At 44.7% G+C, this 20,394-nt stretch carries 18 protein-coding genes and 2 pseudogenes; all 20 read left to right on the top strand.

Annotated features, from left to right (window positions below):
* Positions 1-238 (top strand): annotated as a pseudogene (locus SPH27_RS22625) (phosphomannomutase CpsG); the annotation flags it as partial.
* Positions 239-284: 46 nt separating this feature from the next.
* A complete protein-coding gene (gene wcaJ / locus SPH27_RS22630) occupies positions 285-1,679 on the top strand; it encodes an undecaprenyl-phosphate glucose phosphotransferase (protein WP_033145973.1) in 1,395 nt (464 codons plus the stop codon).
* 1 nt (position 1,680) lies between these two features.
* Positions 1,681-3,159: a colanic acid undecaprenyl disphosphate flippase WzxC gene (gene wzxC / locus SPH27_RS22635; protein ID WP_039262643.1), complete on the top strand. Its 1,479-nt coding sequence runs from the start codon at positions 1,681-1,683 to the stop codon at positions 3,157-3,159.
* 17 nt (positions 3,160-3,176) lie between these two features.
* Positions 3,177-4,457 (top strand): colanic acid biosynthesis pyruvyl transferase WcaK, encoded by a 1,281-nt coding sequence (gene wcaK, locus SPH27_RS22640; protein ID WP_182073005.1) that lies wholly within the window; start codon positions 3,177-3,179, stop codon positions 4,455-4,457.
* Positions 4,454-5,674: a colanic acid biosynthesis glycosyltransferase WcaL gene (gene wcaL, locus SPH27_RS22645; protein ID WP_033145971.1), complete on the top strand. Its 1,221-nt coding sequence runs from the start codon at positions 4,454-4,456 to the stop codon at positions 5,672-5,674. Before wcaK ends, wcaL begins: the two co-directional genes overlap by 4 nt.
* A 12-nt stretch (positions 5,675-5,686) precedes the next feature.
* Positions 5,687-7,078, top strand: a complete 1,392-nt coding sequence (wcaM, locus tag SPH27_RS22650) for a colanic acid biosynthesis protein WcaM (RefSeq protein WP_182073004.1) — start codon at positions 5,687-5,689, stop codon at positions 7,076-7,078.
* 176 nt (positions 7,079-7,254) lie between these two features.
* The gene (gene galF / locus SPH27_RS22655; RefSeq protein ID WP_029742022.1) at positions 7,255-8,151 is read left to right on the top strand and encodes a GalU regulator GalF; all 897 of its coding nucleotides are present in this window, start codon (positions 7,255-7,257) and stop codon (positions 8,149-8,151) included.
* A 351-nt stretch (positions 8,152-8,502) separates the two neighbouring features.
* Positions 8,503-9,591: a dTDP-glucose 4,6-dehydratase gene (rfbB, locus tag SPH27_RS22660; protein WP_207167555.1), complete on the top strand. Its 1,089-nt coding sequence runs from the start codon at positions 8,503-8,505 to the stop codon at positions 9,589-9,591.
* Positions 9,588-10,451 (top strand): glucose-1-phosphate thymidylyltransferase RfbA, encoded by an 864-nt coding sequence (gene rfbA / locus SPH27_RS22665; RefSeq protein ID WP_115875788.1) that lies wholly within the window; start codon positions 9,588-9,590, stop codon positions 10,449-10,451. Before rfbB ends, rfbA begins: the two co-directional genes overlap by 4 nt.
* Before the next feature lie 15 nt (positions 10,452-10,466).
* Entirely contained in the window at positions 10,467-11,018 is a 552-nt protein-coding gene (rfbC, locus tag SPH27_RS22670) for a dTDP-4-dehydrorhamnose 3,5-epimerase (protein WP_087822992.1), read from the top strand.
* Positions 11,019-11,849 (top strand): SDR family oxidoreductase, encoded by an 831-nt coding sequence (locus SPH27_RS22675; RefSeq protein WP_182073002.1) that lies wholly within the window; start codon positions 11,019-11,021, stop codon positions 11,847-11,849. It begins immediately after the preceding gene.
* Complete coding sequence (wzx, locus tag SPH27_RS22680; RefSeq protein ID WP_182073001.1) at positions 11,846-13,189, top strand: O-unit flippase-like protein; 1,344 nt, start codon at positions 11,846-11,848, stop codon at positions 13,187-13,189. The genes SPH27_RS22675 and wzx overlap by 4 nt, the downstream gene beginning before the upstream one ends.
* Positions 13,176-14,300, top strand: a complete 1,125-nt coding sequence (locus SPH27_RS22685; protein ID WP_182073000.1) for a glycosyltransferase — start codon at positions 13,176-13,178, stop codon at positions 14,298-14,300. The genes wzx and SPH27_RS22685 overlap by 14 nt, the downstream gene beginning before the upstream one ends.
* Entirely contained in the window at positions 14,293-15,426 is a 1,134-nt protein-coding gene (wzy, locus tag SPH27_RS22690) for an oligosaccharide repeat unit polymerase (RefSeq protein WP_182072999.1), read from the top strand. Before SPH27_RS22685 ends, wzy begins: the two co-directional genes overlap by 8 nt.
* Positions 15,426-16,502, top strand: coding sequence for a glycosyltransferase family 4 protein (locus tag SPH27_RS22695; RefSeq protein WP_182072998.1), 1,077 nt, complete (start codon positions 15,426-15,428; stop codon positions 16,500-16,502). The genes wzy and SPH27_RS22695 overlap by 1 nt, the downstream gene beginning before the upstream one ends.
* A complete protein-coding gene (locus SPH27_RS22700; protein ID WP_182072997.1) occupies positions 16,499-17,305 on the top strand; it encodes a glycosyltransferase family 2 protein in 807 nt (268 codons plus the stop codon). The genes SPH27_RS22695 and SPH27_RS22700 overlap by 4 nt, the downstream gene beginning before the upstream one ends.
* Position 17,306: 1 nt before the next feature.
* On the top strand, positions 17,307-17,855 hold the full coding sequence (locus SPH27_RS22705; RefSeq protein WP_182072996.1) for a DapH/DapD/GlmU-related protein: 549 nt from the start codon (positions 17,307-17,309) through the stop codon (positions 17,853-17,855).
* Positions 17,848-18,819, top strand: coding sequence for a lipopolysaccharide biosynthesis protein (locus tag SPH27_RS22710; protein WP_182072995.1), 972 nt, complete (start codon positions 17,848-17,850; stop codon positions 18,817-18,819). Before SPH27_RS22705 ends, SPH27_RS22710 begins: the two co-directional genes overlap by 8 nt.
* Positions 18,819-20,246 carry a mannose-1-phosphate guanylyltransferase/mannose-6-phosphate isomerase gene (locus SPH27_RS22715; protein ID WP_182072994.1) on the top strand — a complete coding sequence of 476 codons (1,428 nt, stop codon included), beginning with the start codon at positions 18,819-18,821 and terminating at the stop codon, positions 20,244-20,246. The genes SPH27_RS22710 and SPH27_RS22715 overlap by 1 nt, the downstream gene beginning before the upstream one ends.
* A gap of 10 nt (positions 20,247-20,256) precedes the next feature.
* Positions 20,257-20,394, top strand: a pseudogene (locus SPH27_RS22720) (phosphomannomutase CpsG); the annotation flags it as partial.

The raw sequence follows: 20,394 nt of genomic DNA on the forward strand, positions 1-20,394 counted from the left end.
GATCAACAGCAAGCTGGCGCAGCCGGCCGAGGCCATTGCCCGCGTGGAGCAGCACTTTGCGATCCACGCGCTGGAAATTGACCGTACGGACGGCATCAGCATGGCGTTCCCGCAGTGGCGCTTCAACCTGCGCTCGTCCAACACCGAGCCGGTGGTGCGCCTGAACGTGGAGTCCCGTGCTGACACGGCGCTGATGGAAGCCCGAACGAAGGACATTCTGGCGCTGTTGAATCAGTAACAATTGCCCCTCCCGGCGGGAGGGGGAACCGAATACAGGAACAACGATGACGAATCTAAAAAAACGCGAACGAGCGAGAACGAATGCATCGTTAATCTCTATGGTGCAGCGTTTTTCTGATATCACCATCATGGTCGGTGGATTGTGGGCGGTGTGTCGGATCGGCGGGCTGCCGTTCTTATATATGCATCTGCTGATGGCACTCATTGCGCTGGTCGTGTTTCAGATGATCGGCGGGATGACCGATTTCTACCGCTCGTGGCGCGGCGTGAAAATGACCACTGAACTGATGCTGTTGCTGCAGAACTGGACCCTGAGTCTGATCTTCAGCGCAGGCCTGGTGGCCTTCAGCCATGATTTTGATAATCGCCTCGTCACCTATCTCTGCTGGTATTTGATCACCAGCGTCGGCATGGTGGTGTGCCGTTCCCTGATCCGCTTCGGCGCGGGCTGGCTGCGTAACCGCGGTTATAACCGTCGCTTCGTTGCGGTAGCGGGCGATCTGCCGGTTGGTAAGGTTCTGCTCGACAGCTTCCGCAAAGAGCCGTGGTTAGGGTTTGAAGTGGTCGGGATTTACCACGACGCGAAGCCGGGCGGCGTGCCGTCGGACTGGGCGGGCAATTACGAACAGCTTATTGAAGACGCGAAAGCCGGTAAAATTCACAACGTCTACATCGCTATGCAGATGAGAGACGAATCCCGCATTAAGCAACTGATGCGCGAGCTGGCGGACACCACCTGTTCGGTGATCCTGATCCCGGACGTCTTTACCTTCAACATCCTCCATTCACGCATTGAAGAAGTGAACGGCGTGCCGGTGGTACCGCTGTACGACACCCCGCTGTCGGGCATTAACCGCGTGCTGAAGCGCGCGGAAGATATTGTGCTCTCTTCGCTGATTTTACTGCTCATCTCCCCGGTGCTGTGCTGCATTGCCCTCGCGGTGAAGCTGAGCTCTCCCGGCCCGGTTATCTTCCGCCAGACCCGCTACGGTATGGACGGTAAGCCGATTATGGTGTGGAAATTCCGCTCCATGAAGGTGATGGAAAACGACAAGGTGGTGACCCAGGCAACGCAGAACGATCCGCGCGTCACCCGCGTGGGGAACTTCCTGCGCCGCACCTCGCTGGACGAGCTGCCGCAGTTTATCAACGTCTTCACCGGCGGCATGTCGATTGTTGGCCCGCGTCCCCACGCGGTGGCGCACAACGAGCAGTACCGCTCGCTGATTGAAGGCTACATGCTGCGCCATAAGGTGAAGCCGGGCATTACCGGCTGGGCGCAGATCAACGGCTGGCGCGGCGAAACCGACACGCTGGAAAAAATGGAAAAACGTATCGAATTCGATCTGGAGTACATCCGTGAATGGAGTATCTGGTTCGATATCAAGATTGTTTTTCTGACCATCTTCAAAGGTTTCGTGAACAAAGCGGCGTACTAAGATGAGCTTACGTGAAAAAACCATCAGCGGGGCGAAGTGGTCAGCGATGGCGACCATCGTCATCATTGGCCTCGGTCTGGTGCAGATGACCGTGCTGGCGCGCATTATTGATAATCACCAGTTCGGCCTGCTGACCGTCTCGCTGGTGATTATTGCGCTGGCCGATACGCTGTCTGATTTTGGTATCGCCAACTCGATTATCCAGCGCAAAGAGATCAGCCATCTTGAGCTGACTACGCTCTACTGGCTGAACGTGGGGCTGGGGATTTTCGTGTTCGTGCTGGTGTTCCTGCTGAGCGATACCATCGCCAGCGTGCTGCATAACCCGGATCTGGCTCCACTGATGCGCACGCTGTCGTTTGCTTTCGTGGTGATCCCGCACGGGCAGCAGTTCCGAGCGCTGATGCAGAAAGAGCTGGAGTTCAACAAGATCGGCATGATCGAGACCAGCGCGGTGCTGGCGGGCTTTACCTTCACCGTGGTGAGCGCTCATTTCTGGCCGCTGGCGATGACCGCTATCCTCGGATACCTGGTTAACTCTGCCGTGCGTACGCTGCTGTTCGGCTACTTTGGCCGCAAGATCTACCGTCCCGGGCTGCATTTCTCTCTCGCGTCCGTCTCGTCCAACCTGCGCTTTGGCGCGTGGCTGACGGCGGACAGCATCATTAACTATGTGAATACCAACCTGTCGACGCTGGTGCTGGCGCGCATTCTGGGCGCGAGCGTGGCGGGGGGCTACAACCTGGCCTACAACGTCGCGGTGGTGCCGCCGATGAAGCTGAACCCGATCATCACCCGCGTCCTGTTCCCGGCGTTCGCCAAGATTCAGGACGACACGGAGAAGCTGCGCGTTAACTTCTACAAGCTGCTTTCCGTGGTGGGGATCATCAACTTCCCGGTGCTGCTTGGGCTGATGGTGGTTTCCAGCAACTTCGTGCCGCTGGTGTTTGGCGAGAAGTGGAACGGCATCATCCCGATCCTGCAGCTGCTGTGCGTGGTGGGGCTGCTGCGCTCCGTGGGGAATCCGATTGGTTCCCTGCTGATGGCAAAAGCGCGCGTCGATATTAGCTTTAAGTTCAACGTGTTCAAAACTTTCCTGTTTATTCCGGCGATTATCGTCGGTGGGCATATGGCAGGCGCCATCGGCGTCACGCTGGGCTTCCTGCTGGTGCAGATAATCAATACCGTTCTGAGCTACTTCATCATGATCAAGCCGGTGCTGGGCTCCAGCTACCGTCAGTACATCCTGAGCCTGTGGCTGCCGTTCTATCTCTCGTTGCCGACCCTGGCGGTGAGCTACGGCCTGGGCATCATCCTCAGCGGTCACCTGCCGCTGGCCGCGCTGCTGGCGGTACAGGTTGCCGCGGGCGCGCTGGCATTTGGCGTGATGATTGTGCTGTCACGCAATGCGCTGGTGGTGGAGATGAAGCGCCAGTTTTGCCGTAACGAAAAAATGAAAACGCTGCTTCGCGCAGGCTAGTTATTTAAGAGGCCATTATGAAATTATTAATTCTTGGCAACCATACCTGCGGCAACCGTGGCGACAGCGCCATCCTGCGCGGTTTACTGGATGCAATTAACACCCTTAAGCCTGAGACCGAAGTGGACGTGATGAGCCGTTATCCGGTCAGCTCATCCTGGTTACTGAACCGCCCGGTGATGGGCGACCCGCTCTACAGCCAGATGAAACAGCATAACAACGCCGCGGGCGTGATGGGTCGGGTGAAGAAAGTGCTGCGTCGTCGCTACCAGCACCAGGTGCTGCTTTCCCGCGTGACCGATACCGGCAAGCTGCGCAATATCGCTATCGCGCAGGGCTTTACCGATTTTGTCCGTCTGCTGTCCGGCTATGACGCCATTATCCAGGTCGGCGGTTCGTTCTTCGTCGATCTCTACGGCGTGCCGCAGTTTGAGCATGCGCTCTGCACCTTTATGGCGAAAAAGCCGCTGTTTATGATTGGCCACAGCGTGGGGCCATTCCAGGATCCGCAGTTTAACCAGCTCGCAAACTACGTGTTCGGCCACTGCGACGCGCTGATCCTGCGCGAGTCGGTCAGCCTCGACATGATGAAGCGCAGCGAAATTGACACCTCAAAAGTTGAGCACGGCGTGGACACCGCGTGGCTGGTGGATCACCAGGACGACAGCTTCCAGCCGAGCTACGCGGTGCAGCACTGGCTCGACGTGGCGGCGAAACAGAAAACCGTCGCAATCACCCTGCGCGAGCTGGCGCCCTTCGATAAGCGTTTAGGTACGACCCAGGCGGCGTATGAGAAAGCCTTCGCCGACGTGGTGAACCGCGTGCTGGACAGCGGGTACCAGGTGCTGGCGCTCTCCACCTGCACGGGCATCGACAGCTACAACAAAGACGACCGTATGGTGGCGCTGAACCTGCGCAATTTGGTTAACGATCCGTCGCGCTATCACGTGGTAATGGACGAACTTAACGATCTGGAGATGGGCAAGCTGCTCTCCGCCTGCGACCTGACCGTCGGCACGCGCCTGCACTCCGCCATTATCTCCATGAACTTTGGCACGCCGGCCATTGCCATCAACTACGAACACAAATCAGCAGGCATCATGCAGCAGCTCGGTATGCCGGAAATGGCCGTGGATATCCGTCATCTGCTCGATGGTTCGCTCGGTGCGATGGTGGGCGACACGCTCGGCCAGCTGCCTGCGATCAATGAACGCCTGGCGGTGGCGGTGAAAGCCGAGCGCGAGAAGGGCATTGGGATGGTGAAATCGGTACTTGACCGCTTACGGGAGGGGAAATGAAGGTTGGTTTCTTCTTACTGAAATTTCCGCTGTCGTCTGAAACGTTTGTCCTGAACCAAATCACCGCGTTTATCGATATGGGATATGACGTGGAGATTATCGCCCTGCAAAAGGGCGATACCAAAAATACCCATGCGGCGTATACCCAGTATGGGCTGGAGGCGAAAACCCGCTGGCTGCAGGATGAGCCGTCCGGGAGGCTGAGCAAGCTGCGCCACCGGGCCAGCCAGACCTTGCGCGGGATCCACCGCGCGTCGACGTGGCGGGCGCTGAATGTTTCCCGCTATGGTTCCGAATCCCGCAATCTGATCCTGTCGGCCATCTGCGGGCAAACCGCGCAGCCGTATCGTGCCGACGTGTTTATCGCCCACTTTGGCCCGGCGGGCGTCACCGCCGCGAAGCTGCGCGAACTGGGCGTGATTGACGGCAAAATTGCGACCATCTTCCACGGTATCGATATCTCCAGCCGCGAAGTGCTGAACCACTACACGCCGGAGTATCAGCAGCTGTTCAGACGCGGTGACATGATGCTGCCTATCAGTGACCTGTGGGCCGGACGCCTGAAAAACATGGGCTGCCCGGGAGAGAAAATTGCCGTTTCGCGTATGGGCGTGGACTTAACGCGCTTCACTCGCCGTCCTGTAAAGGTGCCGGGAAAACCGCTGCAGATCATCTCCGTTGCTCGCCTGACCGAGAAGAAAGGCCTCCATGTGGCTATTGAAGCCTGCCGCCAGCTGAAAGCGCGCGGGGTGGATTTCCACTATCGCATTCTCGGCATTGGGCCGTGGGAGCGTCGTCTGCGCACGCTTATCGAACAGTATCAGCTGGAGGATGTCGTAGAAATGCCGGGCTTCAAGCCGAGCCACGAGGTCAAGGCCATGCTCGACGAGGCGGATGTCTTTCTGCTGCCTTCAGTGACGGGCGCCGATGGCGATATGGAAGGCATTCCGGTGGCGCTGATGGAGGCGATGGCCGTAGGTATTCCGGTGGTATCAACCCTGCACAGCGGGATCCCGGAGCTGATTAAGTCTGACCATTCCGGCTGGCTGGTGCCGGAGAATAACGCGATGGCCCTTGCGGACCGATTAGCAGCCTTCAGCGATATTGACCAGCAGGCGCTGGAGCCCGTGCTCCAGAACGCCCGACAAAAAGTGGAAACCGATTTTAACCAGCAGGTGATTAACCGCCAGTTAGCGAGCCTGCTGCAAACGTTGTAACGCCGAGGATGTATGCTGAAAAAGATTACCCGACGCACCTTTGTCTCTTCTCTCTCCGTTCTGGCGGCCACGCCGCTGCTGTCGTCACGCATCGCGCGGGCGGCAAGCGGCAGAACGGTCTTTGTTAATCAGTACAATAACAACGACTGGATCGCCGCCTTTAAGCAGGCGTTTAATGACGGCGACACCGTCGTGGTCCCGGCCGGGCTTACCTGCGAAAACATCAATACCGGTATTTTCATTCCCGACGGTAAAACGCTGCTGATCCGCGGGGCGTTAACCGGCAACGGGCGCGGCCGCTTTGTTCTGCAGGAAGGCAGTAAAGTGATAGGCGAAGGTGCTGGCCGCACGGAGAACATTACGCTCGACGTTCGCGGCTCTGACTGCGTCATCAAAGGGCTGGCCATGAGCGGTTTTGGCCCGGTGACGCAGATCTACATCGGCGGCAAGAAACCGAGCGTGATGCGCAACCTGCTGATTGATAACATCAGCGTAAGCCAGGCCAACTACGCCATCCTGCGCCAGGGTTTCCACAACCAGGTTGACGGTGCCCGCATCACCAACAGCAAATTTAGCCATCTCCAGGGGGATGCGATCGAGTGGAACGTCGCCATCAACGATCGCAATATCCTGATCTCTGACCATGTCATCGACAACATCAACTGCACCAACGGCAAGATCAACTGGGGCATCGGCATTGGCCTCGCCGGCAGCACCTACGATAACGACTATCCGGAGAAGCAAACCGTCAAGAACTTCGTGGTGGCAAACATCACCGGCAGCAACTGTCGCCAGCTGGTGCACGTTGAAAACGGTAAACATTTTGTTATTCGCAATATCAAGGCCAAAAATATTACCCCCGATTTCAGTAAAAAGGCGGGTATAGACAACGCCACGGTGGCCATTTATGGCTGCGATAATTTCATTATTGATAATGTCGATATGGTGAACAGTGCGGGAATGTTAATCGGCTATGGGGTGATAAAAGGCGATTATTTGTCCATCCCGCAGAACTTCAAGCTCAACAATATTCATCTCGATAATCGTCAGCTTGCGTATAAATTGCGCGGAATACAGATTTCATCCGGTAACGCCACCTCGTTTGTGGCGATAACCAACGTGGAAATGCAGCGTGCAACGCTTGAGCTGCACAACAAGCCGCAACATCTTTTTTTACGCAATATCAATGTGATGCAGGAAGCCGCTGTGGGGCCCGCCCTGAAGATTAACTTCGACCTGCGTAAGGATGTGCGGGGTAAATTCATGGCGAAAGACGAGACGTTGCTGTCGCTGGCGAACATAAAAGCAGTGAATGAGAAGGGGCAAAGCTCGGTCGATATTGACCGGGTCGACCAGCAGGTGGTGAATGTGGAAAGGCTTAACTTTGCGCTTCCGCACAGATAATCGACAATCATCAGTTTTGAGACTATTCCTGGCATAAAAGCGCGATCTAATCAGATTACAACTACAGAAATTTGTGATGCTAAGGCGTAACATTGCCCAAGGATTACGGCAAATCATGCTGGCGAAAACAGGTTTAAGAGCTATAATTCGTCAACCATTTTAAGGTGGAAGAAATAATGATTAATTTGAAAGCAGTCATTCCGGTAGCAGGCCTGGGCATGCATATGCTGCCAGCCACAAAAGCCATTCCTAAAGAGATGCTGCCGATCGTCGACAAGCCAATGATTCAGTACATTGTCGATGAGATTGTTGCTGCAGGGATCAAAGAAATCGTCCTGGTTACGCACTCCTCCAAGAATGCGGTAGAAAACCACTTCGACACCTCTTACGAACTCGAAGCGTTGCTTGAGCAGCGCGTCAAACGCCAGCTGCTGGCGGAAGTGCAGTCTATTTGCCCGCCGGGCGTGACCATCATGAACGTGCGTCAGGCGCAGCCGCTGGGCCTGGGACACTCTATCCTGTGTGCTCGTCCGGTTGTGGGTGATAACCCATTCATTGTTGTTCTTCCGGACATCATCATCGATACCGCTTCTGCCGATCCGCTGCGTTACAACCTGGCGGCAATGGTGGCGCGTTTCAATGAAACCGGCCGTAGCCAGGTGCTGGCGAAACGCATGAAGGGCGATCTCTCCGAGTACTCCGTTATCCAGACTAAAGAACCGCTGGAAACGGAAGGGCAGGTGAGCCGCATCGTTGAGTTCATCGAAAAACCGGATCAACCACAGACACTGGACTCAGACCTGATGGCGGTTGGCCGTTATGTTCTGAACGCCGATATCTGGGCAGAGCTGGAAAAAACTGAGCCAGGCGCCTGGGATCGTATTCAGCTGACTGACGCGATTGCCGAACTGGCGAAAAAACAGTCCGTAGACGCTATGCTGATGACCGGCGACAGCTACGACTGCGGTAAGAAAATGGGGTATATGCAGGCGTTCGTGAACTATGGACTGCGTAACCTGAAGGAAGGGGCGAAGTTCAGAACCCGTATTGAGAAGTTGCTCGCAAACGACTGATATTCCTGCAACGTCTTGAACAAGCGGCAGTCATTATTTTGGTGTATTGAAATATAGCCAAAATGATGACTGCCGTTTTTTATTATTAATCCTATGATTACATAGAGTTACAGGGTCTAAATCTGGATCGCTTTGTAGCGATTTGTGCTTGTTTCTGAGGTCGTTTAGGACGACAATTAACGCCAGTTTTTTGTCTGGATCCAGACAAAAAAATCATTTAATCGGAGATCGCTCAGTGCACTGGTAGCTGTTAAGCCAGGGGCGGTAGCGTGCTCAATTTCTGAAACCGTCAATAAATGCTCAGGTTTCAGAACGCCAGTATCCAGACATATACTAGACGGAACAGATAACGTGAAAATTCTTGTGACGGGCGGGGCCGGCTTTATCGGCTCAGCGGTTGTACGACATATTATTAAAAATACCCAGGACGACGTCGTCAATGTGGATAAGCTGACCTATGCCGGCAACCTTGAGTCGCTTAGTGAAGTAAGCGACAGCGATCGATATGCTTTTGAGCATGCGGATATTTGCGATAAAGACGCCATGGATCGCATTTTCGCAAAACATAAGCCTGATGCGGTGATGCACCTGGCCGCCGAAAGTCACGTCGATCGTTCTATTACTGGCCCGGCTGCGTTTATCGAAACCAATATCGTCGGCACTTATGTACTGCTGGAAGCCGCTCGTGCGTACTGGTCAACGTTGGATGAACAGGCGAAGAAAGCGTTTCGTTTCCACCACATCTCAACCGACGAAGTGTATGGTGATTTGCCGCATCCTGATGAGCACCCGGCATCAGCTGAGCTGCCGCTCTTCACTGAAACCACAGCTTATGCGCCTAGCAGCCCGTATTCGGCGTCGAAAGCCTCCAGCGACCATTTGGTTCGTGCCTGGCTGCGTACTTACGGTTTCCCGACTATCGTCACCAACTGTTCGAATAACTACGGCCCGTACCATTTCCCGGAAAAACTGATCCCACTGGTTATCCTGAATGCGCTGGTCGGAAAAGCTCTGCCTATTTACGGCAAGGGTGACCAGATTCGTGACTGGCTGTATGTAGAAGATCACGCGCGCGCACTCTATACCGTTGTTACTCAGGGGAAACCGGGCGAGACATACAATATCGGTGGGCATAACGAGAAGCAGAACCTGGACGTAGTCCATACGATTTGCGATCTGCTTGATGAGATTGTGCCGAAAGAGGGCTCTTATCGCGATCAGATTACGTATGTTGCTGACCGTCCGGGTCATGACCGTCGATACGCCATTGATGCACATAAAATTGGTGTTGAGTTGGGGTGGACGCCACAGGAGACCTTTGAAAGTGGCATTCGTAAGACGGTGGAATGGTATTTGGCCAATGAGCAGTGGGTGAGTAATGTTAAAAGTGGAGCATATGCTTCATGGCTTTCAGCACAGTATGGAGATAATAATAAATGAAAGGCATTATTTTAGCCGGTGGTTCAGGTTCACGTTTGCATCCAATCACATTGGGAACCTCTAAACAGTTATTACCGATTTATGACAAGCCAATGATTTATTATCCGCTTTCAGTGCTAATGTTAGCTGGTATCAGGGATATCCTTATTATCACAACTCCCGAAGATTGTGATAGCTTCAAACGTCTCTTAGGAAATGGTGCTCGTTTAGGCATTAATCTTAGTTATAAAGTTCAACCTTCACCAGATGGGCTCGCGCAGGCGTTTATCCTCGGAGAAGAGTTTATTGCGAATGATAAAGTATGTTTAGTCCTGGGGGATAATATCTTTTTTGGTCAGGCATTTGGAAAACAATTGCGGCATGCAGTAGATAATTTGAGCGGCGCCACGGTGTTCGGTTATAAAGTAATGGATCCTGAAAGATTCGGCGTAGTCGAATTTGATGATAACTTCAATGCTATTTCCATCGAAGAAAAACCGAAGCATCCGAAATCAAATTGGGCCGTTACGGGGCTGTACTTTTATGATAATCAGGTAGTTGAAATAGCAAAAAAAGTGAAACCGTCTGATAGGGGTGAGTTAGAAATAACGAGTATTAACCAAGAATATCTCAACCAGGGGGCTTTAAAGGTTGAGCAATTAGGACGTGGATTTGCATGGCTTGATACTGGAACACATGATTCTCTTCTTGAAGCTTCGCAATTTGTGCAAACTGTCGAGAAGCGACAGGGATTCAAGATCGCTTGTCTCGAAGAAATTGCTTATAATCAAGGCTGGCTGAGTAAAGAAGATATTAAGTCGATAGGGAGTTCACTTTCTAAAACAGGTTACGGGAATTATTTATTAAGCCTTATCAAGTAAGAGTATTTTGAATAAATGAATATCATAAAAACTAAATTAGATGGTCTTTTAATAATTGAACCAAAAGTGTTTGGTGATGAACGTGGTTTTTTTTATGAGACATATCACGAGCAACGCTATAAAAACGCTGGAATTAAAGAGAGTTTTGTTCAGGACAATCGCTCCCGTTCCACAGGTAATGTGCTCCGTGGTTTACATTTTCAAAAAAGAAAGCCGCAAGGTAAATTGGTAACGGTCACCGCTGGTACAGTGTTCGATGTAGCGGTAGATCTACGTGAAGACTCCCCAACTTTTGGTCAGTATGAATCTATTATTCTTTCTGGTGATAATAGGCTCCAGTTTTATATCCCACCTGGGTTTGCCCATGGATTTTGCGTTTTGAGTGACATTGCTGATTTTCAGTATAAATGTACGGATTTTTATGATCCTACGGATGAAGGAGGAATTATTTGGAATGATAATTCTATAAATATCAATTGGCCGATTTCTGAGCCAAATTTGTCTTTAAAAGATAAGGAGCTTCCTTCATTGGAAGACGTTCGTAAGCAATTGAAATTTGGAAAGTAAATGAGTATTTATACAGTAGTCGGCGGGAATGGCTTCATTGGAAGTGAAATAGTAAGACATCTACATTCTTTGCACAAAGATGTGTGGATTCCTGAACGGAACGATCCAAATATTTTTTCAAAAAAACTTGGCACCTTGATTTATTGCGCAGGCAATGGCGATTGCCAACTAAAACCATTTGATGTCCTGACTGCTAATTGCTTATTACTCTCTGAACTTCTCCAGAATGCTAACTTTGACCGCTTAATATATGTTTCTTCCACGAGATTATATATGAATGGGGATGAAAGCTCTGAAACAAGCGATCTGATAATCAGGCAGGATGATAATCGCCGTCTCTTTAATCTAACAAAATTAGTCGCGGAAGAATTATGCTTTAAAAGTGGTAAGCCATTTACTATCGTGCGCCCAAGTAATGTTTATGGGGTAGCACTAAAAAGTCCCTTGTTTTTGCCTTCTATAACACGTAATGCAATAATCAACGGACGCATTGATATGTACGTTGATAAAAATTATGAAAAAGATTATGTCTCAGTTACTGATGTAGCGGAAAGTGTAATAAAGTTGAGTAATAACAAAGAAGCTGAAGGAGAAATAATTAACATTGCCTCAGGAATTAATACATCATCAGAACAGATCGCTAGCGTGCTTATTCAAAACACAAATTGCGTTGTGAATTGGCATGAAAATAATGCGACAAAAGAGGTATTCCCTATTACAGATATTTCATTGCTAAATAAATTGATTCCTGAATACAAACCTCGATCTGTTCTGTCTGATTTGTCAGACATGATTCAATTATTCAAAAATGAACTACAAATTAAATCATGAAACATGCAGTTAGAAAAAAGGATGTATTATGGGGATACCTCTCTCAATTCTTGAGCATTGCATCCAGTTTACTACTATTGCCCTTTATTCTTAGATATTTAGGGCAAGAAGAAATAGGGTTATGGTATGTTTTTGTTGCTCTTGCAGGACTGGTACAGCTTTTAGAATTTGGTCTGTTACCTACAGTTTCAAGGTTTATATCTTATGTATATTCTGGGGCCAAAGATATAACTTATAATAAAACACCAGAATGCAAAGATGAAGAAATAAATAAAGAACTTCTGAATGATTTAATAATAGCGGCTAGGGAAATTTATTTTAAAATAACCACTCTCGCGTTTGTAGGGATCGTGATACTTGGGAATATATATTTGTATAGTTTGCACACAACTCTAGATTTTCTCTATGTGATGAGTTGTTGGACTCTGTATGGCATAAGTATATGTGTTCAATTGTATTTTGGATATTATAATTCAATTTTGAAAGGAAGGGGGGATCAAACTGTTCTAAATAAAGTGATAGTGTTAACGAAGTCTGTCCTTCTGGCTGTTAGTATCCCCATGTTAGTAAGTGGCCAAGGATTAATATCCCTCGCAATAGGATCTGTCATTGCTGTAATCATCGATAGATGGATTATAACCAAGTGTGTCTACAACAATGATCATTACATTATTAAAAATTATATCCCTCTTCAAGCAGCAAAAGAGTTAAAAACAATTGTCTGGCAAAGTGCTAAAGACATGGGAATAGTTCAATTAGGTAACTTCCTGTGTGTAAGGGGGAGTATCCTTATAGTATCAAGCTTCATAGGTTTGAAAGCTGCAGCCGCTTATGGATTGACGGTACAAGTAACGATGGTTATTGTGATTGTCGCCTCTATGTTGTTTGGTCTTAATTTACCACGTATGACTGCTGAACAGGCATTACAGAAATATTCATCTGTTAAGCGGTTATTTAAAAAATCGCTATTGACAGCTAATGCTATTTATATGGCTTCTGCTTTTTCCTTGGTTTTTCTTGGTGATTTTCTTCTAAAACATATAACACAGCAAACACATTTTTTGCCAACAGAAATGCTAGTGCTATATTTGATCTGCAGTTTATTAGAAATGAATTACTCATTATGCACTTCATATCTAACAACAAAAAACCAGATTCCATTTGTTAAAAGCATGATAATAACGGGGATGTCAATTATTTTGCTTTCTTTTGTGGTCACTTATTACTTAAAGGCAGGGGTGTTAGGGGTGATATTGTCTCAATTGTTTGTACAGTCACTCTATAATAACTGGAAATGGCCGCTAACTGTTTATCAGGACCTAAGAAATGTCAAGAGCTGAAGTCGCAATAATTGATTTGCTCAGAAAGAAAGAAGAGCATTATGTTTTTAATTCTTTAACAATTAAAGCAATTAGTGAAGAGAATAAAGCAATTATTTGGTTATCAGATGATGCAACACTAATATCCGAATTAAACTCGGATATTAAAGTTAATAAAATTAATATCTTGAGGACAAAATTATACCTCTGGCTATATTCAACATTGCATCTGGCTGTCATTTTATTAAAGTTACCTAAAACATTAAGTTCAGTCTTTGTACTGTCTGCAACACCTCTTCAGTACGCCTTATTAAGTGCATTGAGCCTAATGATAAAGCCAAAAATTTTTCTTTTTATGCACGGAGAGCTTGGTTATTTAAAAACCCCATCTGGTTTTGGTCAGAAATTAGGACGCTTCTTTATTTCGTTGGGCTTTAGATTTGGTGATGTAAAATTCATTTGTATTAGTTCATCAATACATGAAAGTTTGTCACAGCTTTTCAAAAACAGAACATTTTATTATGTGCAACATCCTATATCCACGCATCAAAAATTGCTAAAAAACAGAAAGGATATAAACTTTGGGAGCTTTGGCATCCAAAGTGGAAATAAAGGTAGCGACAAGATTTATGAGCTTGCGAATTATATAAGTTCGATGGATTTGACCGGTATCAGGCTGATGACCGTAGGGGTGAGTGATGGAGGGTTTATGTATGATAAATGTACAAATGTTCATCACTTATGCAAAGGATATCTTAAAGAATCACTGATAAGTAAAAATGAATTTTATAGTAATATTCAGAAAATAGACGTCGCACTTATTTTTTCTGGTCAGTCTACAATTTCTGACACGACATATGACCTGGTATCAAGCGGTGTTTTTGCGGATTGCATTGCCTTTAATATGCCTGTAATAGCTATGCGCAATAAACAGCTGGCTCATTATTTTGAAAGATATGGACATTTTGGTTTCCTTTGTGACTCTGTAAGGGAAATGGCTGATGCAGTCTTGGAAATTGCACAAAATAGAGAACTACTTGATAAATTCGAAGAGGTATTAAGTAAAGTTCGTGAAGATTTTAAATTTGAAAATTATAAAGTAAGAATCGCAGAGATTATGCGGAATGAATAAAATTTCTAAGTATATGGTGTATGTATATATTGCACCAATCATCGTGTCCCTATATTTTATTTATAATACTGGATATCTGCTAGGTGATTTTAGAAGTTATTCCTATAGCTTGGGTTTCACTGAAGCATCCAGTATTTTCCTTTTTTACATGCTGCCATTGCTTTTTATATATTGCATGGTGAAAATTTCTGGGCATGTATATATATATGACTGTGAAAATAAACACCTCGATGTTATATTTTTTAGATTGTTATTGCTAACTGGTATTATTACTTTACTCTTTGGTGCAAACCAGATTGGGCAGGTTGCGCAAACTGGGTTTTCCGGTTTAATGATAAAAATCGCAAGTAAGTTAAACCCTTTAGCGATACTACCATTACTCACTTTCTCTGCAATATCACACCGAAAGTTTTTAGTAAGTGTATTGATTGTGATCTTCTTTTCTTACATGCAACATTCCTTGCAGGGAATATTCATTAGTATTTTATGTATTGGTGCATATTGCATTGTTAACAACAAAATAAATAGAATTACACTGAACTTTTTATTTTTACTCCCACTCATTTTTATAGGTCCATTACTTGACTTAATAAGCTATGTATATACGCTTAGGAATGAAATGCGTGGAGTGGCTTTCGATTCTAATGAAATACTGTCTCTTGCGATTGGTCGGATATCGACAACATCCTCTTTGATTGAAATTCTGCACAATAATTACTTTAGTCAATCAGTTTCTGACTTCTTTAGTCTGGGAATAATGCTTGAAAGATTGCTTGGGATAACACTCTTTGATACAACCTCCCCATCAAATATATTCAACCTGGCAATCGTGGGGCAAGATGCTGGATACAGTATATTTATGGGGATGCCGGGTTTTTTAGCCTTTCTCATGAAAGGAGATATAACTAGTTTTATATTTAACGTTATAATAATATCATTAGTGCTTGTCAGTATTTACTTGCTAATTCCTGTTTTCAATAGACGTTACAGAATAGTTGCTTTTTTCCTCATTATGTATTTATCTTTTTTGTCATTTGATATATGGGAAATATCTATTGCCTTTCAGACTGTTGTAATCTGGCGCATAATTTTGTTATTTAATAATCTGAGCTTTCGAAGGATATAATGAAGAGTATTTTATTTATAATACCATCAATGTCTCCTGCTGGTGGTATTGAAAGAGTAATTTCAACACTCGTTAATAAACTCTCGGAGCTTTATGAGTGTGATGTACTTACTTTTGACAATAAAGATTATTTTTACCATGTCGATAAAAATGTTGGTCGGCACACCTTAAATCAAAAACTCAATCTTGATATGAATCATAGATGGAGGCGTTTAATACAAGTCGGCACTAACTTTTGGATAACGATATTTAATCTAAAAAGATTTTTTTCGACCAACGTCTACGACTATGTCTATGTAACTCACCCTTTGGTCCATTTAATGCTACTCCTTGCAGGCGTTGACTCGAGAAAAATAATTATAAGTGAACATGGGGCACGTAATAATTATAATAAAATATATAGATTCATTCGAAAAGTTACGTATAAACATTGTCATGCATACTGTTTACCAACTAAAAGTGATTTTGCCTTTTATAAGGAAATGGGTTTTCCGGTGCGGTATACGCCTCACTATAAACCTAATTTAAAATACAGAATGCATGCTGATGATGTTAGAACTGTTTTGTGTGTGGGAAGACTAACACCCGATAAACAACACTTACTTTTACTAGACATTTGGAGAGAGTGTATACATCAACTACCAAAAGGTTGGTTGCTCCATATTGTGGGTGATGGTGAATTAAAACCAGATATCGAGAAATTTATCACCAATAATAAACTTGAAGATAATGTTAAGTTAAGTTGTGCTGTCCGGGACGTATCAGATTTATATTATAACTCTTCAATTTTTGTTTTGACTTCACGTAGTGAAGGCTTTGGAATGGTGTTGCTTGAGGCTATTTCTTTTGGTTTGCCCGCTATTAGTTTTAATTGTCCTTCAGGACCAATGGATATTATCAATAATGAAAATGGATTTTTAATAGAAGATGGTGATCGAGATTTATTCAAAAATAAATTAATTGAATTGATAAATTCAGACGAGTTGCAGGATAGCTTAAGTTCTGGTGCATATAAATCAGCACAGCGATGGAATGACGAAAAGATAACAGAGTATTGGCAGGATATTTTTAAATGAATTTATCAGTAGTTATACCTGTATACAATGGCGCAAAAACAATTGTTAATGCAGTCAAGTCTGTAGTTGAACAAAAAAAACCTGCTGACAATTTTAATATTGAAATTATCGTTGTTAATGATGGTTCTGTGGATAATACACTACAGGTCTTGAATGAATATGTTTTGGCTCATCGAGTAAAAAATATTTCAATATATACGACTGAAAATGGTGGCGTTTCCAGGGCCAGAAATTATGGAATAAAGAAATCGAGTCATGATTGGATTGGTTTCCTTGATGCTGATGATGTTTGGATTAGTAATAAACTTGAAATACAATATAAATATCTTACAGAATCTTGCATTGAACCCGTTTTTATAGGTTCCGCTCGCAACGAAGAAGCTCTTTTTTTATATGGTAAAAAGATTACTTCGTTGTATAAAGCACGTTTAATAGATCTACTCATTAAAGTTTTTCCGCAAACGTCTACAGCACTGGTGCGCAAAGATGTGATAATGGATTGTGGTCTATACGACACTAACATGACACATAGCGAAGACGCAGATTTATGGGTCCGAATTTGCGCCAGTGGAGGTAATTTTTATTACCACCCTGAATCTACGGTTTTAACAGGCTCTGGAAAGCATAATTTTGGTGACTCTGGCTTATCAGCGAACTTGAAGTTAATGGAGAAAGGGGCCTGTTATATGTTACACAAGGCCCGTAAACGTGGAGATATATCTTTTTTAGTTTATGCTCTCTTGTATATATTCTTTAAAATTAAGTATTTAAGACGTTTGATAATTGTCAAGCTTAGGGGATGAAATGTTTTTCAAAATAAAATGGTTATTCTCAGCATTATTTTTATCTCTCTTCTTAAAAAAAATTAGATTTCCTACGTTTATTGCCTTTCCGGTTTTTTTTAAAGGCCTGAACCGCGTTTCCATTGGAAAACATGTTCGTATTTTTCCTGGGTGTCGGTTAGAAACTCATGGCGATGGTGAAATAATTATAGAAGATGATGTTTCATTAGCTCAAAATGTTCATATCACTTCTGGGACTAAATTAGTTATCAGGCAGGGAACATTAATTACTGCTAATGTATATATAACTTCTATTGATCATAATTATGAAGAAATTGGTGTGCCAATTCCACGGCAGAGCCACAAATATAGCGAAACTATAATTGGCAAAAATTGTTTCATAGGTATGGGTGTTGCAATTCAGGCTGGTACAATTCTTGGTGAACAGTGCATTGTTGGTGCGAATTCCGTAGTGCGAGGAACTTTTCCTGATTATTGCGTAATAGCTGGGGTTCCTGCAAAAATAATCAAAATATATAATAAAGAGTCAGGAGAGTGGGTTCGTGTTTGAGTCTAAAAAAGCTTTAGTTTTCTGCCCAAAATTTTTCTCATATGATGTTGAGATAAAGAAAGCAATTGAAAACCAAGGCTATGATGTTGAGCTGCATGATGAACGTCCATCCACGAATATATTTATTCGTGCACTTATAAGGCTTGGTTACAACGACATTTTGAAAAAAAAGATCGAAAGTTATTATCTGAAAATTTTTAATACATTGACCGAGCCAGTGGACTTTCTGATCATCATTAGCCCTGAATGTATTACGCCTGAAATACTAAAAAAATTTAGAGAAAAATGCAGTAATATAGTTGTTTATATGTGGGATTCGTTTAAAAACAAACCACAGGCACTAGATTTAATATCCTGTTCCGATGCGTTTTATACTTTTGATTCAGATGATGCTGAATTATATAACATTAAACTTAAGCCGCTTTTCTATTCAAATGTCTATAAGATTGATGAGTTGAGTGAAAGTCCACAATTCGATATATCTTTTATAGGGACTGTGCATTCATCGAGATACGAACAAGTAAAAGAAATATGTTGTGGCTTTAGGTGTTATGTATTTTTCTATTGCCCGAGCTATATCGTTTTCTTATTTAAAAAATATATAACTCGTGAGATTAAAAGAGTTTCGCTTAAAGATGTTTCATTTAGCTCTCTGAGTAAAAAAGATGTTGTTTCGGTAGTTATCAATTCCAGATGTATTCTTGATATATCTCACCCATTACAACAAGGACTTACCATGCGCTCTATAGAAACATTGGGTGCTAAGCGCAAACTAATCACAACTAATAAGAATATCTGTGATTATGATTTTTATAACGAAGACAATATACTTGTAATTGATGGTTCGGTTACAAAAAAACAAATTCAAAACTTCCTGCAAAAAAAATATAAAGCATTAACGGCAGAGTTGTATAATAAATATTCTGTTGATTACTGGGTTAAAGATTTCTTGAGAGATAATTAATGAAAATTATTCCTATAATTATGGCTGGCGGCAGCGGTTCGCGGCTATGGCCACTTTCGCGTTTGACTTATCCCAAGCAGTTCTTAACGCTTGAAGGTGAGCAAACTATGCTTCAGCAAACAATTTCACGACTAAGTAAGCTTGAAATTGAATGTCCAGTTGTTATTTGTAATGAAGAACATCGATTTATTGTTGCTGAACAGCTTAGGCAAATAAATGCTCTCAACGAAATCATTCTTGAACCCATTGGCCGCAATACTGCTCCTGCAGTTGCGTTAGCTGCAATTCAGTGTTTAAAAGAACTTGCTGATAATGAAGACGCCCTTTTATTAATTTTAGCGGCAGATCATATTATTAAAGATAACGCTGCCTTTATTAACGCCATTAAGATTTCCACATCCTATGCTATAGATGGTAATTTAGTTACTTTCGGTATTGAGCCTTCCTCGCCAGAAACAGGTTTTGGTTATATTCAGGCTGGTGATGAAATAAGCGTTGATGGAGTTTCTGGTGCCTTCAAAGTTAATGCATTCGTTGAAAAACCAGAACGGATAGTAGCAGAAAGTTTTTTATCTGACGGCGGTTATTATTGGAATAGTGGTATGTTTATGTTTGGTGCTCGGAAGTATCTCTCTGAGCTGCATAAATTCTGCCCTGATATTTATGATTCTTGTAGTAAAGCGATACAATCGCCTGACAAGGATCTGTGCTTTATCCGCATTGATCACGAGATCTTTTCTCGTTGCCCTGATCTTTCTATTGACTACGCCGTGATGGAACATACAGCTAATGCCGTTGTTGTACCGATGAGTGCGGGTTGGAGTGATGTGGGATCATGGTCTTCATTATGGGACATTAGTGATAAAGATGAACGAGGAAATGTTTTAATTGGTGATGTCATAACTTATAATAGTTCAAACAATTATGTCCATGCACAATCTGGACTTGTGACTATGCTTGGTGTTGAAGATTTAATTGTTGTCCAAACTAAAGATGCCATCTTAGTAACCAAACACAATGCCGTCCAGGATGTTAAAAAAATTGTTGAAGAGTTGAAAACGACCGGTCGCAGTGAATACAGAGTCCATCGAGAAGTTTATCGACCATGGGGGAGGTGTGATTCTATTGATACTGGTAAGCGGTATGAAGTTAAAAGAATCGAAGTAAATCCAGGTGAAGGTATCTCACTTCAAACACATTTCCATCGATCGGAGCATTGGGTTGTCGTTGCTGGTACTGCGAAAGTAACTCTACAGGAAAAACAATTCTTATTAGGTGAAAATGAATCGGTGTATATTCCGGTAGGAGCGCAGCATTGCCTTGAAAATCCAGGCAAAATTCCACTAGAAATTATTGAGGTTCGCTCTGGTCCTTACCTTGGGGACGATGACATCGTTCGGATAGCTGATCGATATGGCCGAGTTTAATTTATATACCATGAATACATTATCTTGTTTTAAAGCCTACGATATTCGCGGCAAGCTGGGCGAAGAGCTGAATGAAGACATCGCGTGGCGCATTGGCCGCGCGTACGGCGAATATTTAAAACCGCAGACCATCGTGCTGGGCGGCGAC

It is taken from the genome of Enterobacter sp. A103, assembly GCF_034427535.1.
Classification (GTDB): domain Bacteria; phylum Pseudomonadota; class Gammaproteobacteria; order Enterobacterales; family Enterobacteriaceae; genus Enterobacter; species Enterobacter asburiae_B.